The sequence below is a fragment of the Saccharopolyspora sp. NPDC000995 genome, from assembly GCF_053599315.1.
Window position 1 is genome coordinate 23,598 of the sequence record NZ_JBSFLZ010000064.1, and the last position, 13,468, is coordinate 37,065.

Here is a 13,468-nt window from a genome sequence, read left to right on the forward strand (position 1 = left end):
GAGTCAGCCGGCGACAAGCGCGCCGGCCCGGATCGCGCGGTCGATGCCGGCCAGGAAGTCCAGTCCGTCGAAGGCCCGGACAGCAGTGATGAGGTCGGCGGTGGCGACCGCGCCGATCACCGGTTCGCACAATCCGCGGACCTTGTCCTCAAGCGCCTCGTCGGACAGCGGGTTCGCCGGCTCGCCGTACGGGTGCTGCACCCAGGCGGTGTGGCTGCGCCCACTGGCGAGCTCAACGCTGGTCCGAGCAGGGCGGCCGGACCGGGGGTAGGCGGCGTCGGCGTCTGGATCCACGGTGACCGAGACGCGGCCCATCAGAGCCCGGACCGCGGCGTCTTCGCGTGCGGCGGGCTGGAAGTCGGTCAGAGTCACAGCGCCCCGGGTGAGAGCGACGGCGACCGTGTAGGGCAGGCTCAGCTGTGCCTGCAGGATCGTGTCCAGATCGGTTCCGGCGTGCCGGGCGGCGATCGGGAAGGTCTCGACCCGCACCGCAGTGATGTCGGCCGGGTCGATCGCGTGCTCGCGACGCAACTCCAGCGCACCGTCAATGGCACCGTGCAGGTGCCGACAGCACGGATAAGGCTTGACGTAGGTCTTCAGCAAGACCCACTCCTGCCCGAGTCCGTTGGTGATCTGCTCCGGGAACCACGCCTCACCGACCGAACCGGCGTAGGCGGCGAAGTATCCGTCGGTCCCTTCCAGGACCGTGGTCGGTCCGGTGAGTCCGGCTACGGCCAGATCCGCTGCAGCGATACCGTCGCGGGCGGCCTTGCCCGGGTGGAATCGCTTCACCTCAGCCGAGTCGCCGAGGAACTCGAACAGCCCGCCCGCGTGCGAGCCAGCGATGCCCAGCGCGTGCACGGTTTCGGTCTCCGACAGCCCGCGCAGCACGGCCGCCGCAGCGGTCGCACCGAAAACACCGCCCAGCGGCGTGTTGTGGAAGTGCCGGTTGCGGGTGGCCGGGTGGCCAGCGGCGGCGATCCGGCACGCGAGTTCCATACCGATCGCGGCCGCGGCCCGCACACGTCCGGCGTCGGCGCCGAGGCTCTGACCGAGGGCGAACACCGTCGGCAGCACCACCGAGGTGGGGTGCATGCTGCCCGGGGTGTACCCCTCGTCGGACTCGATGCCGTGACCGCTGGTGCCGTTGACCAGCGCCGCGCCCAGCACCGACGACGCTCCGTGCCCGATGGAGGTCGCCACATCACCGGGATAGAGGGCCGCGGCGTGCCGTGCGACGGCGGCGGACACCGGGCCCACCGAGCTGGCGACCATGCCGGCCACCGCGTCGAGCGCCATGCGGCGCAAGTGGCGGTCCAGGTCTGCGGGCAGCGGCCGCGCCTGCTGTTCGACGATCCACTTCGCGACGTGCCGGGTCAGTCCCGTGTGTGCGTCCATGCACTTCTCCCGCTCGATGTGATCGGCCGCCCGCATTGGCGGCAGCACAGAAGGTACATACTCTATAGAATGTTGTCCATGGATAATGGTTGACTACCGTGGGTGAGACGATAGGCAATAGACTGTTGACCTTTGGTCACCGGCGGACGAACGGAAAGGCGACACATGAGCATCGGCAACGCCGACTCCCCACCTCAGAGCCGCACAGCATGGGTCGCCGACCGGATTCGCGAAGACGTCGCAGCTGGCACGATCCGCCCTGGCGAGCTGATCAAGCAGACGGTGCTGGCCAAGCGGTACGGCGTCAGCCCGACCCCGGTTCGGGAAGCACTGCGCATCCTGGAGGCGGACGGCATGGTTGTCTACTCCACGCACAAGGGCGCCACGGTCCGGGAAATGACCCCGGAGACCGCCGCCGACCTCTACCGGCTGCGGGCCGCCGTCGAGTCCGTCGCTGCCGAAATGGCGGTCGAGCGGATGACCCCCGAGAAGCTGCAGGAAATCGAGGCCCGGCACGCCGAGATCGAACGCGCATTGCACGAGGAAGCCTCCCCCGCCGATCTGTCTCGCCTGAACAAGCAGTTCCACTTCACGATCTACGAGCAGGCGTCTCCACTGGTCCTGCAATACGTCGAGACGCTGTGGGTGCGCTTCACCCCACCCGCGACCGTCTGGGGCAGCGAAGAAGCCGCCAAGGCACTGCAGCACGACCATGACGCGATCCTGAAAGCCGTGCAGGCTGGCAACGCTGCGGAGGCCGCCAGACTGGCCGCCGAGCACGTCCAGCACGCCGCGACCATCCGCGACGCGAACCCGGAACTGCGCGCCGCCGGCGGCCAGGACCGCGAGAACCTCCCCGACCTCTGACCCCAGAAACCGCCCTTCGCCTCCAGCTGTCGCTGTGCTCGGCGCAGCTTCTGGTACTGGTCCTTTTTTCAGGACTGCGAGTTCCAGCTCGTAGATGGCCAGCCAGCTGGATGCCTGCCCGTCCGTCGCACGGTAGCGACGTGCCGTCAAAACCCCCGGGAAGTTGGGCTCTGGCCGGTGCGTGTTCCGTGCCGTACCAGTCGTGGAAGGCGGCCTCCTGGCCGTTTTACGGTTCTGACAGTACGAACAACAGCCCCTTCTGCCTTTGGAAATCCTTGTAGCGTTGGTTCGCCGAACAGGACTGCCACCCGCAAGCACGCTGACGCATGTCAGTCGCACAGTTGCGAGGCAAGCGACACACGTCGACGCCACGTTGTCGAGGGGTTCTGCGCCTTTCCCTCGTGCGGAGCGGGTGTCGTAAGCGATGGCTGATCTCAGCGGAGATGGCATCGGCGTGTTCGCGCACGAGGGGTGCGCATCGATTCGCGAAGTTCCTGGGCGGACATGCGCGCCGCTTTGACCGAGATGTTGATCGCAGCGATGACACCACTGCGGTCCCGGATAAGAGCCACGACCGAGCGGACGCCCTCTTCGTGTTCCCCGTCGATCAATGCGAACCCGTCCTGGTAGCGCGGCCAGCAGAACTCGGCCGAGCGGCGTCGGATAAGCCGGGAGCCGATGTTCCACGTGATCGACACCCTCCGCGGACTCCGCGCCAGGTAGACGATCCCGGTGCCGTCCAAAGTCGCCAGCCGCGCACCGATTCAGATGCCTGATTCCCAACCGTGACGCGAAGTTCGGGTGCCGCCTTCGACGCGGTCTTCGCCTCCATCGCTCCGCAGAATGCGCCTCCCATCCGCAAACCGAATTGCGTACCCCAAATGCCGGGCGAACAGTTCAGCGCGCGACGAATCCGATTAATTTTCGTGACCCGTCCAGAAGCTCGTCGCACTTCCTGTCCGGGTGAACGCGTGCCTGAACGCTCCACTCAAGGGGGTGGGAGCGCCAGATTCCCACTCCACGAGATGGCGAACCTTGCCGATGACCGGGAGGCGACGTTCGGTGATCTACGGACCCCGGAGGAAAGATCGAATGCGAAAGTCTCATCGTACCGTGGTGGCACTGGCCGCATGGATGATGCTGGCGGTCAGTACCGGAAATACCACCGCACAGGCATTGCCGATACAGGGGGCGACTCCCGCCTCCGCCGCCCGGTCGGATGGTGCGCCGCCAGCGCCGCCACTGACGCCGGAGCAAACGGCCCCACCTTCCGAGCATCCGGTTCCTCCGCCTACAACGGGACCTCCGCCGACGATCTGCCCGGCAAACGGGATCGCGGGCTCGCGAACCGAGCTTCCCGACCGCCCGCTGCAGCGCTACTACTTGGACGACCCCCGGCTCGGCCCGGAGTTCCTGCCCAAGTCCGGCGCCGTCGGCGAACTGCTTCGCGACTACAGCCGGCTGGACTCGTTCTCGGCGACGGCGTTCATCGCCTGTTTCTGGGACCCGGCCGCCAACATGAACGTGGGCGGGTGGCGCTTCCCGCCCAACGACGGTTTCGCCGACGGTCGCACGACGTTCGACATGGTTCCTGGGCAGGTCCTCGACCGGTTCGGTAGCAACAACGGGCGGTTCTTCTCGCCCTTCGGCGTACCGTTCGCACAGCGGGCACTTCCCCCCAGCAACCTCGACACCCTCGAGCCGCGGTACCCGTTCGACTATCACGTCTTCAAGGTATTGAAGCCATTCAGCGTCGAGGCAGGGATTGCGGCACCATGGTTCGGGCAACCGGGCGGCGGCTTTCAGTACCGCTCACCGAGCATGAACGCGAGCCAGCTCATCGATGCCGGCTTCCTTCAGCCCCTGAATTGACTTGAAAGACACCGTGCAGAATTAGTCGACCGAGCAACTCGCATTGCCCCTCCCCGCCAACTCGCGGGGAGGGGCAATCTTCTGGGCTGCGACGGAGCAGATCCGGCGCCGCTCGCCACTGTTCACCCGCGCGTCGCGACCGACGCTCACCTCCGCCATGCCGATGCCACGCAGTAGCGCCCCGTCTATCCGCGCTCGTGGTGGCGGGCCCGGTCGTACTGCTCGCGGGCCTCCCGCTGGATATCTTCCCGGCGTGCCATCAAAGCCTCGATTACCTGCGCCGAATCCGGCAGTGGCGCAGGCGCTCGCCGCGTGAGGTGACTGTGGAGGTACCGGCACGCTTCGTCCTCAGAAGCAAACCGCGCAGCCGTTTCCTCGACACCTCGTTCCCATAGGGTGACCAGGTAGACGCCGGCCTCCTCGCGCAAGACGTAGTAGGCGTCCGCACGCGGTCCCCTGGACGCGGGGCCACCCGGGATCAAGTACTCGCCGTCAGGCACACCAGCTGCACGCAGCGCTTCGACGAGTTCAATCCGGTCCATCCCGCCCTCCAGACGCAGCGGAACACAAGTACCGCGTATCGAGGATACCGAGATTGCTCGGCAAAAGGGACTGCTCCGCGGGGGCGACCCGAACGGGTAGGAGAAACAGCCGTCGCCGGCGATGCCGCCGCAGAACCGCCGTTCGACGATCGGTATAGCGTGGATGCCGCACGAACCCAACGGCAAGCACAAGCGACCACCGCCATCGGCCATCACGTGCGCGCCCGTGCAGTGCTGATCAACACCGGATTCGGTGTAGGCACGGCAGTCGTTGCGGTTGCCGGGCAGCGGTTTCCCGATCGCGGTCGTGAGGCGGGTGTTGGCGTCGATGACCACCTGCGGGTTGGTCGAGTACCGGTAGTTTTTCGACGACGCGCTCACGCTTCGGTCGTGGGTGGGCACCAGGGTTTCCGTCCACGATCAGTACCGTCTCCGGGCTGTGCTTGCTTCGACCCCTACCTCGCGTTGTCTGCGACCACCGCCCGGTCGGAGATCACCGCTGGGGACAGCGCAATCCCGGCTGCGTGCCGAATCCCTGCGCAAACCGCAGAACCACCAACGAGGCGATGTTCGGGGCGAGCGCGCACCCCACCCCAGCTACGGCAGCCAGGAGGTGCCCGCAGCAGCAGGACGCGCCGCCCCCACTGATCCGAGAGCGAACCGATGATCAGCTGTCCGAGGGCCAGACCGATCAGATATGTGGTCAGCGTGAGCTGAACCGCCGCCGCAGAAGTCGACAGCTCCGCGGCCAACTGCGGGAATGTCGGCAGGTACATCGCCGTTGCCAGCGGCGCGCTCGCCGACAGCGGCGCGAGGGTCAGAACCGTCACGCGACCCATGGAATCGGGTGCGGAAGTTGGATCGATCTGGTTGGTGCGCATGGCGAAGTGACCTTCCGAAGAAAGGAGGTCGGGCTTGCGGTGCGCAGGCACCTACCGTTGTCCCCTCCGGCGCACCGCCCGGCGGGTGCGTCGGGGTCGGACCCGCGATCGGTCCGGTCTGTGGGGAAGTTCGGAGCTCACCCGCCGACCGCCGGGAAGCTGGCCGCCGGTAATCGCTATCCGGCCGCGTACTTCGCGACCGCCTGTTCGATGTCGTCGGCCAGCAGGTGGTGATTGAGCGCGATCGCGGCCTTCGAGCCAGCGCTGGCGGCATTGATGAGCTGGGCCGGGCTGTCCACGACGTTACCTGCCGCCCACACACCCTCAACGCTGGTCTGGCCGGACGAGTCGACGTGCACCCAACCGTTGTCAGCGACGTCGCAGCCCAGCAAGGTCAACAGCTGGTCTTGGGGCACGAACCGGGGGCCGACGAAGACCGTTTGGCGCGGCACGACCTGACCGTCGGCGAGTTCAACACCGGAAACGGCGTCGCCGTCGATGACGATCCGCGCCACCTCACCGTCAACGATCCGGACGCCGCGCGCGACCAGACGGTGGCGTTCATCGTCGGTCAGCATGATCCGGTGCGGGAAGAAGACGACGTCATCGGACCATTGCCGCACCAGCTGCGCCTGATGCAGGGTGAACGGCCGGTTGTCCCCACCGACCACTGCCAGCCGGGTGTCACGCACCTCGAACCCATGGCAGTACGGGCAGTGCAGCACGTCGTTGCCCCAACGCTCACGCAGTCCGGCGATCTCCGGTAGCTCATCCCGCAGCCCGGTGGCCACCAGCACCGCGCGCGCAGTCAGCGCGCCCCCGTCCTCGAAGCGGACCGTGAATCCGCGCTCATCGATGCGTTCGAGACCGGACACCCGCCCATTGCGGATCTCACCACCGTAGTTGCGGACCTCTTGCTGGCCGACCTTGACCATCTCGGCCGGGTCCGCCCCATCCCTGGACGGAAAACCATGCAGGTGCTTGGAAGGCGCGTTGCGCGGCTCGTCGGCGTCGATCACCGCGACCCGCCGGCAGGATCGACCCAACATCATCGCAGCAGACAGACCAGCAACGCCGCCACCGATCACCACAACATCTTTGTCCAGCACGCTCAGCTCCACGCTCTCGATTTGCCTTCGGTCAACGGGCGAGCACGCCGTCGCTTCGCCTGAGGCGAATCGGAAACAAGTGCAAATCGACCCCAGGGACCCGCTCCGGTACTGACCGCCTATCGGGTCAGTACTCTGCGTGGCCATACTGTAGCAAGTAGTTCGCTGGATAACGAAAGGACCGGCATTGCCCTCTCTCCAGACACGCACCCAGGAACTCTGGGCCGAACACAACCCGGCCTTGGACACCTCCCCCATGACGGTCGTGGCGCTGGTCAACCGCATCACCGCCGTGCTCGAGCAGGCCGTCGAGCATCTCTACGACGCCGCCACGTTCACCCAAGCCGAAGCCAGGCTGCTCGTTCCCCTCCGCTACCTCGACGAACCCGTGACCGCTGCTTACCTGGCCGCACAACTCGGCATGTCACGAGCAGGAGTCAGCAAGACTTTGGCCAAGCTCGAGAAACGGGACTTCGTCACACGTACGGCCAAGCCCGCTGATCGCCGCGCCACGCTCATCAGCATCACACCGCAAGCCAAGGGGGCCATCGACGACCTTTTCCCCCGTGAGCTCGAAGCCCATGCACAACTGCTGGCCGGTCTCGGACAAGAACGCGATGCTGTCCTCACAGTCATGAGTCAGCTCGCTGAGGAGATGGAATCTCGCCTCAACGGTCAAACTCGACCGGGCTGACGTGGCGACAAGTGGTGGGTCGCTGACCTGCGCCAACAAGACCGGTGGTCGCAGTGTGGTCGCATCCCGCGCACGCTGCGAACGCGCCCGGCGCTGACCTGCGTCGAGTCGGAGCGGGCCGGCGGGAGTCCGTGTTCCGTCCGCTGCAGCAACGTGGACTCGGGTATTTGTGCCGGGGTTCACCGGTGGCGACGACGTCGTCGACGTCGTCGACGCGGTGCGCGGCTTGCCGCTCTAAAGGACGCGACACTTAGTGGAAATGGATTTCATCTTCGATTAGTCTGTGTCCGGCCACCGACGGTCGCCCAGGATGACCGTCACTGTCAGACCGGAGCGTGCCGTGCGTGTGTCGATCGACGTGGCGAAATGCATTGGCGCCGGCCAGTGCGTGTTCGCCGCAGCCGACATCTTCGACCAGGACGACAGCGACGGCACCGTACTGCTGCACGCTGGCGGGAAGGACGCGGAAGTTCCGGCTGCGCATCGCGATGCCGCGCTCGAAGCCGCGCGTCTTTGCCCGTCCGGCGCGGTGGCAGTCACGAGCTGACCCTGCCCGTCGATCACCATGGAGATCACCCTGTGACCCGGCACATTCACCGCCGCGCGTTCCTCCGCTCCTCGCTGTACGCGGCGGGGCTTGCAGCTTTCACCGCGTGCGGCTCCACACCCGCCACAGCTCGACGCGGCGGGACGTTGCGCGCCGCGTTCACCGGCGGCGGCGCGTCGGAAACCCTCAACTTCCTCACCGGACCGACGGCACTGGATTCGGTGCGGGCACGAGCAATGCACGGAAAGCTCGGCACACTCAACCCGGCCACGCCCGACGGGGTGCGCTACGGCGTGCTGGAAGGCATCGACGTCAGCTCGGATCTTCGGACCTACCTTCTCCGGCTGCGCAAGGGCGTGACCTTCACCGACGGATCCGCTCTGACCGCGCGAGACGTGCTGTACTCGCTCAACGCCCCGGTCCTCCTCGGCGCGCTTCCCTACCTCAAACCACCTGCGCAGAACTTCGACCTGGGCGCCGCCCGCATCGTCGACGATCTGACGCTGGTGCTGCCTGCCAAGCAACCGATCGCGGACGGTCGGCTGGTGCTGTGCCAGAGCACACTGGTGGTCAAGGACGCCACGATGGCCTTCGTGCCGGCCATGCCGACCTGCGGCCCGTTCAGGATCACCGAGTTCGTTCCCGGCCAGGGAAGCACACTCGTCCGCCACGAGGGTTTCTACGGTCTGGCGCTGGGTGGCGGCCCGTACCTTGATTCCCTGGAGTTGCGTTCGATTCCCGACTCCAACGCCAGGGTGAACGCGCTGATCGGCGGGCAGCTCGACTTCGTCGGTGACATCGGCCCGGTCAAGGCCCGCACTCTGGAAGCCAACAAGCGGTTCGGGGTAAGCAGCGGGCAACTTCCGCACGCGACGTCGTTCGGGTTCATGATGAACCTCGCGCACAAGCCGTTCGGCGACGTGCGTGTTCGCCAGGCATTCAAGCTCGCTGCGGATCGCGAGGGCATGGTCAGGTCCGTGCTGTTCGGCCGAGGCTTCGTCGGCAACGACCTGCCTTCGCTGGGATTCGCCGACTACGCGGCGGAAATCGCGCAGCGTCCGCACGACGTGCAACGAGCTCGCGCGTTACTGCGCGAGGCCGGGGCCGAAGGGATGCCGATCACGCTGACCACCGGATCCGACGTCGCGGGCCTGGTCGAAGTGTCCACTTTGTACGTCGAGAACCTCAAGGAGATCGGCGTCCAGGCCACCCTCGACCAACGTCCGCCGGGCCAGCTCTTCGCCGACATCAATTCCTATTACCAGCTCCCGTTCACTGCGACCTATTCGCCGCCTTCCCCGCCGCTGTCGGGATACGCCAACACCCGCACCGCGGGCGCACTCTCGACGTTCGGGTTCAACCGCCCCGACATCGACGCGCTGGTGCTCAGAGCCCGCAGTGCGACCGACCCTGCGCAGCGGCGCGAGGCCGCCGTGCAAGCGCAGCGGCTGATGTTTGAGGAGGGAAATTCGGTGCTGCCGGTGTTCGCCCCCACCATCAATGGACAGGCCGCGAACGTGCAGGGCGTCACCAACGAGCCGTGGGCGGACTTCTCCGGCGCGTTCCTGGCATGAAGCTCGCGCTGTTGCTCATCCGCCGTGTGGTCGCGGCGGTGCTGTCGCTGGTCGCGTTGTCGGCGCTGGTGTTCGCGGCCACCGATCTGCTACCCGGGGACGCCGCCGACACCCTGGCCGGAGCGCAGGCCAGCCAGGGCGACCGCGACCAGTTGCGCACACAGCTCGGCTTGGACCGCAACGCCCTCGACCGGTACACCTCCTGGCTGTCCCACGCCGCCACCGGCGACCTCGGCACAGGTCTGGTCGGCGGGCGTCCGGTCGCGGCCGTGCTCGGCGAGCGGCTGCCCAACAGCCTGGTGCTGACCGCGCTCGCGCTCCTAATGGCGGTCCCGCCCGCGATCGCGGGTGGGCTGCTGGCCGGTATGCGCGCGCAGCGGCGCAGCGACCGCGTGATCTCGGGCGGCGCGCTCGTCCTGGCCGGACTTCCCGAGTTCCTGACCGTGGTGGCGCTGACCGCGGTCCTGTCGACCTGGCTCGACCTGCTACCGGAAGTGTCGCTGGCCCCGGTGGGCGGACGCCCCTGGGACAGCCCTCAGGTGCTGGTGCTGCCGGCACTGAGCCTGACGCTGGTTGGCGTGGCTACAGCGACTCGGCTCGTGCGCTCGGCCGTGGTCGATGTCCTCGACGCACCGTACGTGGAGTCGGCGCGGCTGGCGGGCGTCTCCGGGGGCCGGCTGGCGGTCCGGCACGTGCTACCCAACGCGCTGGGGCCGGCCGTGCAGGCCGTCGCGGTGATGTTCGGCGGGCTGACCGGCGGGGCCCTGGTGGTGGAGGCGATCTTCAACTACCCCGGCGTGGGCTACGAGCTCCAGCAGGCTGTCGCCAACCGGGATGTGCCGATGGTGCAGGGACTTTCCCTCGCGTTATGCGCGACCGCACTGGTCGCCCTGCTCGTCGGCGACGTGGTCGCCACCCTGCTCGATCCCCGTAGGCGAGGGTTGTGATGAACCACCGCCGTTCCCGCGCATCGATCGCGATCTGCGCGGTGCTGGCCATCGGCGTCGCCGCGCTCGCGCTGCTCGGGCCGCTGCTGACCAGCGGGTCCCCCACGGAGCAGCGGTCGCTGCCATTCGAACCAGCGACCGGCCCGCTCCCGCTGGGCAGCGACGAGATCGGCCGGGACGTGCTGGTGCGGGTGTTGCACGGCGGGCTGCCGGTCCTCGTCCTCGCGATGGGCTCCACGCTGCTGGCCAGTGCGATCAGCGTGCTGGTCGGATTGGCGACCGGACTCGCCGAACGGCGCGCGAGCGAGTTCGCCGTCCGGGTCATCGACGTCGTCGGGGTAGCCCCTCCACTGTTGCTCATGCTGATCATCGCAACAGGGTTCCCCGGCAGCGACCTGGCCGTGCTCGTCGCGGTCGCGCTGGTGTGCGTGCCGTTCTCGGTCCGGGTAATCCGCGCCGCCGCACGTCAGGTGAGCGCCCTCGGTTTCGTCGAGATCGCCCGTGCTCGTGGTGACCGGTGGTGGTCGGTCCTGCGCCACGACGTTCTCCCCGCCGTCTCCGCAACCCTGGTCGCCGAGTTGGGAATCCGGTTCACCGCTGCCATCCACCTCACCGCGACGGCGGGATTCCTCGGTCTCGGGCGGGGCGCCCCGGCCGCGAATTGGGGGCGCATGGTCAACGAGAACTTCCCCGGAGTGGCGCTCAATCCGTGGCCGGTGCTGGTGCCCGCGCTGCTGCTTGTGGTGTTCGCGGTATCGGTCAACCTGCTCGCCGACGAAGCCGCACACCGGATCGGAGGTCGACGATGATGGTGGCCAGGATAGAAAATCTGGTCGTCACCCGCAGCCTTGATGGCGTCGCGGTGGTCGACGGCGTCGGTTTCGCAGTGCGGCCGGGCGAGGTCGTGGCGCTGATGGGAGCGTCCGGGTCCGGTAAGACCACGACGGCGTTGACCCTTCTCGGTCACGTGCGCCCGGGGCTCGAAGTCCGGTCCGGCACCGTGCGCACTCAGGGGTGTGATCCGTTCGATCCCACGCACACCATGCGGTTGCGCCGTCGGATCGTCTCCTTCCTCGGGCAGGACCCGGGCACCGCGCTCAACCCGGCTCGCCGGATCGGACGCCAGCTGGCCGAAACCGTCCGGATTCGCTCCGGGCTCCAGGGGGATGAGGTCGCCGCCGAGATCCGGCGATTGCTGGCGCGGATGCGGCTTCCCACCGATGCCGGTTTCCTGCGGCGGTTTCCGCACCAGCTTTCCGGGGGGCAGGCTCGGCGGGTCGCCTTCACCCGGGCGCTGGCTGGTTCGCCTGCGCTGCTGGTGCTCGACGAACCGACCGCCGGGCTCGATCCGGCCGTGGCCGAGGAGGTGCGCGGTTTGATCGGCGAGGCGTTGACCGGCTGCGCGGCGGTCCTGGTCAGTCATGACCGGGCCACGGTTCGCGCGCTCGCACACCACGTGCTCGTGCTGGAACGAGGCAAGGTGCACGACGCTGGATCCCCGCACGAAGTCCTTCCTCCGCGTCCTGCCACCACACCGCTACCGTCCACTTCAGACCATGAAGGCGGGTTGGTCATCTCCGGGCTGAGGGCCGGGCACGGCAAGCAGGCGGTGCTGCACGGCATCGACCTCCGCGTGGCGGCCGGCCAGTGCGCTGCCGTCGTCGGACCGTCCGGCTCCGGGAAGTCGACACTGGCGCGTTGCGTGGTCGGACTGCACCGGCGTCATGCGGGCACGATGTCCCTCGATGGCGTTGCGCTCGCTCCGGCCGCCGCACGACGCCGCGCCGACCAGCGACGCGCGGTCCAGTTGGTCGCGCAGGACAGCGCGGGTGCGCTGAACCCGCACGAAACCGTACGGTCCGCGCTGACCCGACCGATGGGAGCGCGTTCCGTCGAGCAGGCCGAGCGCGAAGCCGAGCGGTTGCTCGGTCAGGTCCGGCTGCCGGTGACCTTCCTCGACCGCTATCCCGGCTCCCTCTCCGGCGGCGAGCGGCAGCGGGTCAACCTGGCCCGCGCGCTGGCCTGCGACCCCACAGTGCTGGTGTGCGACGAGGTGACTTCCGCGCTGGACGCAGGTACCGCCGATGCGGTGCTGGACCTGCTCGACGAGTTGCGCGCCACGCTGCGGCTCGCCGTCGTGCTGATCACCCACGACCTTTCCGAAGTGGTGCGCTGCGCCTCGCACGTGACGGTGCTCGGCGGGGGCCGGGTCGTCGAGAGCGGACGGGTCTCGGAGGTGCTCAACGATCCGCGACATCAGGCCACCCATTGACGTCCGCGTGTCCGGAGACCACGGTGTAGTTGATCGCGAACAGGGTTCCGGTCGCTAGTGCCGTGCCGGACAGGTCGAACCGGCCGCCGCGCCGGCCCGCACCCGATTAGGCGATCAGGTCCGCGGTACCGATCAGCAACAGCACACCGGGCACGAGGTTGACGAAGAACATCGACCGCCGGCCGAAGGTGTCGGGAAGCGCACCACCGGCCAACGTCCCCAGCGTCGCCGCGCCGGCGCTGACACCGCTGAACAAACCCATCGCCGAGGCAACGCCGCTGCGGTGGGTAGGCCTGCGCCAGCAGCGGAATCGCGGGGGCGTAGGTCATGGCTGCGCCGATGCCCCGCACAGCGCGGGCCATGGTCAACGCCAGCGGCCCGGTCGCCAGTCCGCATGCCACCGAGACGCGGTGAACACGCCGACACCCACGATGAACATCCGCTTGCCCACGATGCGGTCCGACAACGAGCCCGCCCGCAGCAGCAACGCGGCGAACACCAGCGGGTAGACACCCACCACCCATTGCAGGTCGGGCAGCGTCACACCCAGGCCTGTGGCGATCTCCTCCAGGCCGATGTTGAGGATGGTGATGCCCAACGTCTTGACGTCCTCCCCACGGCTAAAGCCGGGGGATTCCAACCAGCGCTAACGCCGGTTGAGGTTCCTGCTTCACGGACCGCCTAACGGCGAGGTCTCCACAGGCTGTCACCGCCCGTCCGGCGGCGAGAATGTTCTTCGCCGCGTTCACGTCAGCGTGCGCGGTG

At 67.8% G+C, this 13,468-nt stretch carries 14 protein-coding genes and 1 pseudogene; 8 read left to right on the forward strand and 7 right to left on the reverse strand.

All coding sequences use genetic code 11. The features are described from left to right. Nucleotides 1-3: 3 nt before the first annotated feature. Nucleotides 4-1,398, reverse strand: a complete 1,395-nt coding sequence (locus ACWDKQ_RS20735) for an MmgE/PrpD family protein (RefSeq protein ID WP_450140382.1) — start codon at nucleotides 1,396-1,398, stop codon at nucleotides 4-6. Nucleotides 1,399-1,563: 165 nt separating this feature from the next. Between ACWDKQ_RS20735 and ACWDKQ_RS20740 the strand changes: the two genes are divergently transcribed. After that, complete coding sequence (locus ACWDKQ_RS20740; protein WP_450140383.1) at nucleotides 1,564-2,265, forward strand: GntR family transcriptional regulator; 702 nt, start codon at nucleotides 1,564-1,566, stop codon at nucleotides 2,263-2,265. 434 nt (nucleotides 2,266-2,699) lie between these two features. On the opposite strand, the gene ACWDKQ_RS20745 is transcribed toward ACWDKQ_RS20740, so the two are convergent. Further along, on the reverse strand, nucleotides 2,700-2,963 hold the full coding sequence (locus tag ACWDKQ_RS20745; protein WP_450140384.1) for an IclR family transcriptional regulator domain-containing protein: 264 nt from the start codon (nucleotides 2,961-2,963) through the stop codon (nucleotides 2,700-2,702). Between the two features lie 418 nt (nucleotides 2,964-3,381). Here ACWDKQ_RS20745 and ACWDKQ_RS20750 point away from each other — a divergent pair, with 418 nt between their 5' ends. Then, nucleotides 3,382-4,137 carry a TNT domain-containing protein gene (locus tag ACWDKQ_RS20750; RefSeq protein ID WP_450140385.1) on the forward strand — a complete coding sequence of 252 codons (756 nt, stop codon included), beginning with the start codon at nucleotides 3,382-3,384 and terminating at the stop codon, nucleotides 4,135-4,137. Between the two features lie 740 nt (nucleotides 4,138-4,877). Here ACWDKQ_RS20750 and ACWDKQ_RS20755 read toward each other — a convergent pair. From ACWDKQ_RS20755 to ACWDKQ_RS20765, 3 genes and pseudogenes are all read right to left on the reverse strand, one after another. Then, nucleotides 4,878-5,087, reverse strand: a pseudogene (locus ACWDKQ_RS20755) (IS5/IS1182 family transposase); the annotation flags it as partial. Nucleotides 5,088-5,134: 47 nt separating this feature from the next. Next, nucleotides 5,135-5,509, reverse strand: a complete 375-nt coding sequence (locus ACWDKQ_RS20760; protein ID WP_450140386.1) for an MFS transporter — start codon at nucleotides 5,507-5,509, stop codon at nucleotides 5,135-5,137. Nucleotides 5,510-5,736: 227 nt separating this feature from the next. Further along, on the reverse strand, nucleotides 5,737-6,669 hold the full coding sequence (locus tag ACWDKQ_RS20765) for an NAD(P)/FAD-dependent oxidoreductase (protein WP_450140387.1): 933 nt from the start codon (nucleotides 6,667-6,669) through the stop codon (nucleotides 5,737-5,739). Between the two features lie 256 nt (nucleotides 6,670-6,925). Here ACWDKQ_RS20765 and ACWDKQ_RS20770 point away from each other — a divergent pair, with 256 nt between their 5' ends. The 6 genes from ACWDKQ_RS20770 to ACWDKQ_RS20795 all read left to right on the forward strand — a co-directional run bounded on the left by ACWDKQ_RS20770 (nucleotide 6,926) and on the right by ACWDKQ_RS20795 (nucleotide 12,703). Continuing rightward, nucleotides 6,926-7,363: a MarR family winged helix-turn-helix transcriptional regulator gene (locus ACWDKQ_RS20770; RefSeq protein WP_450140388.1), complete on the forward strand. Its 438-nt coding sequence runs from the start codon at nucleotides 6,926-6,928 to the stop codon at nucleotides 7,361-7,363. 310 nt (nucleotides 7,364-7,673) lie between these two features. Further along, nucleotides 7,674-7,910 carry a ferredoxin gene (locus tag ACWDKQ_RS20775; protein WP_450140389.1) on the forward strand — a complete coding sequence of 79 codons (237 nt, stop codon included), beginning with the start codon at nucleotides 7,674-7,676 and terminating at the stop codon, nucleotides 7,908-7,910. Nucleotides 7,911-7,942: 32 nt separating this feature from the next. Further along, a complete protein-coding gene (locus ACWDKQ_RS20780) occupies nucleotides 7,943-9,484 on the forward strand; it encodes an ABC transporter substrate-binding protein (protein WP_450140390.1) in 1,542 nt (513 codons plus the stop codon). Continuing rightward, the gene (locus ACWDKQ_RS20785; RefSeq protein WP_450140391.1) at nucleotides 9,451-10,431 is read left to right on the forward strand and encodes an ABC transporter permease; all 981 of its coding nucleotides are present in this window, start codon (nucleotides 9,451-9,453) and stop codon (nucleotides 10,429-10,431) included. The genes ACWDKQ_RS20780 and ACWDKQ_RS20785 overlap by 34 nt, the downstream gene beginning before the upstream one ends. Further along, nucleotides 10,431-11,240 carry an ABC transporter permease gene (locus tag ACWDKQ_RS20790; RefSeq protein ID WP_450140392.1) on the forward strand — a complete coding sequence of 270 codons (810 nt, stop codon included), beginning with the start codon at nucleotides 10,431-10,433 and terminating at the stop codon, nucleotides 11,238-11,240. The genes ACWDKQ_RS20785 and ACWDKQ_RS20790 overlap by 1 nt, the downstream gene beginning before the upstream one ends. Next, nucleotides 11,240-12,703: an ABC transporter ATP-binding protein gene (locus ACWDKQ_RS20795; protein WP_450140393.1), complete on the forward strand. Its 1,464-nt coding sequence runs from the start codon at nucleotides 11,240-11,242 to the stop codon at nucleotides 12,701-12,703. The genes ACWDKQ_RS20790 and ACWDKQ_RS20795 overlap by 1 nt, the downstream gene beginning before the upstream one ends. A 106-nt stretch (nucleotides 12,704-12,809) precedes the next feature. On the opposite strand, the gene ACWDKQ_RS20800 is transcribed toward ACWDKQ_RS20795, so the two are convergent. Both ACWDKQ_RS20800 and ACWDKQ_RS20805 read right to left on the reverse strand, forming a co-directional pair. After that, complete coding sequence (locus tag ACWDKQ_RS20800; protein ID WP_450140394.1) at nucleotides 12,810-12,965, reverse strand: hypothetical protein; 156 nt, start codon at nucleotides 12,963-12,965, stop codon at nucleotides 12,810-12,812. A 102-nt stretch (nucleotides 12,966-13,067) separates the two neighbouring features. After that, the gene (locus ACWDKQ_RS20805) at nucleotides 13,068-13,301 is read right to left on the reverse strand and encodes a hypothetical protein (RefSeq protein WP_450140395.1); all 234 of its coding nucleotides are present in this window, start codon (nucleotides 13,299-13,301) and stop codon (nucleotides 13,068-13,070) included. Between the last annotated feature and the right edge of the window lie 167 nt (nucleotides 13,302-13,468).

Coding starts and splice junctions, on each gene's coding strand:
- ACWDKQ_RS20740 (WP_450140383.1), top strand. CDS start 1,564: ATGAGCATCGGCAACGCCGACTCCCCACCTCAGAGCCGCACAGCATGG.
- ACWDKQ_RS20800 (WP_450140394.1), bottom strand. CDS start 12,965: ATGGGTTTGTTCAGCGGTGTCAGCGCCGGCGCGGCGACGCTGGGGACG.
- ACWDKQ_RS20790 (WP_450140392.1), top strand. CDS start 10,431: ATGAACCACCGCCGTTCCCGCGCATCGATCGCGATCTGCGCGGTGCTG.
- ACWDKQ_RS20775 (WP_450140389.1), top strand. CDS start 7,674: ATGACCGTCACTGTCAGACCGGAGCGTGCCGTGCGTGTGTCGATCGAC.
- ACWDKQ_RS20770 (WP_450140388.1), top strand. CDS start 6,926: ATGACGGTCGTGGCGCTGGTCAACCGCATCACCGCCGTGCTCGAGCAG.
- ACWDKQ_RS20735 (WP_450140382.1), bottom strand. CDS start 1,398: ATGGACGCACACACGGGACTGACCCGGCACGTCGCGAAGTGGATCGTC.
- ACWDKQ_RS20795 (WP_450140393.1), top strand. CDS start 11,240: ATGGTGGCCAGGATAGAAAATCTGGTCGTCACCCGCAGCCTTGATGGC.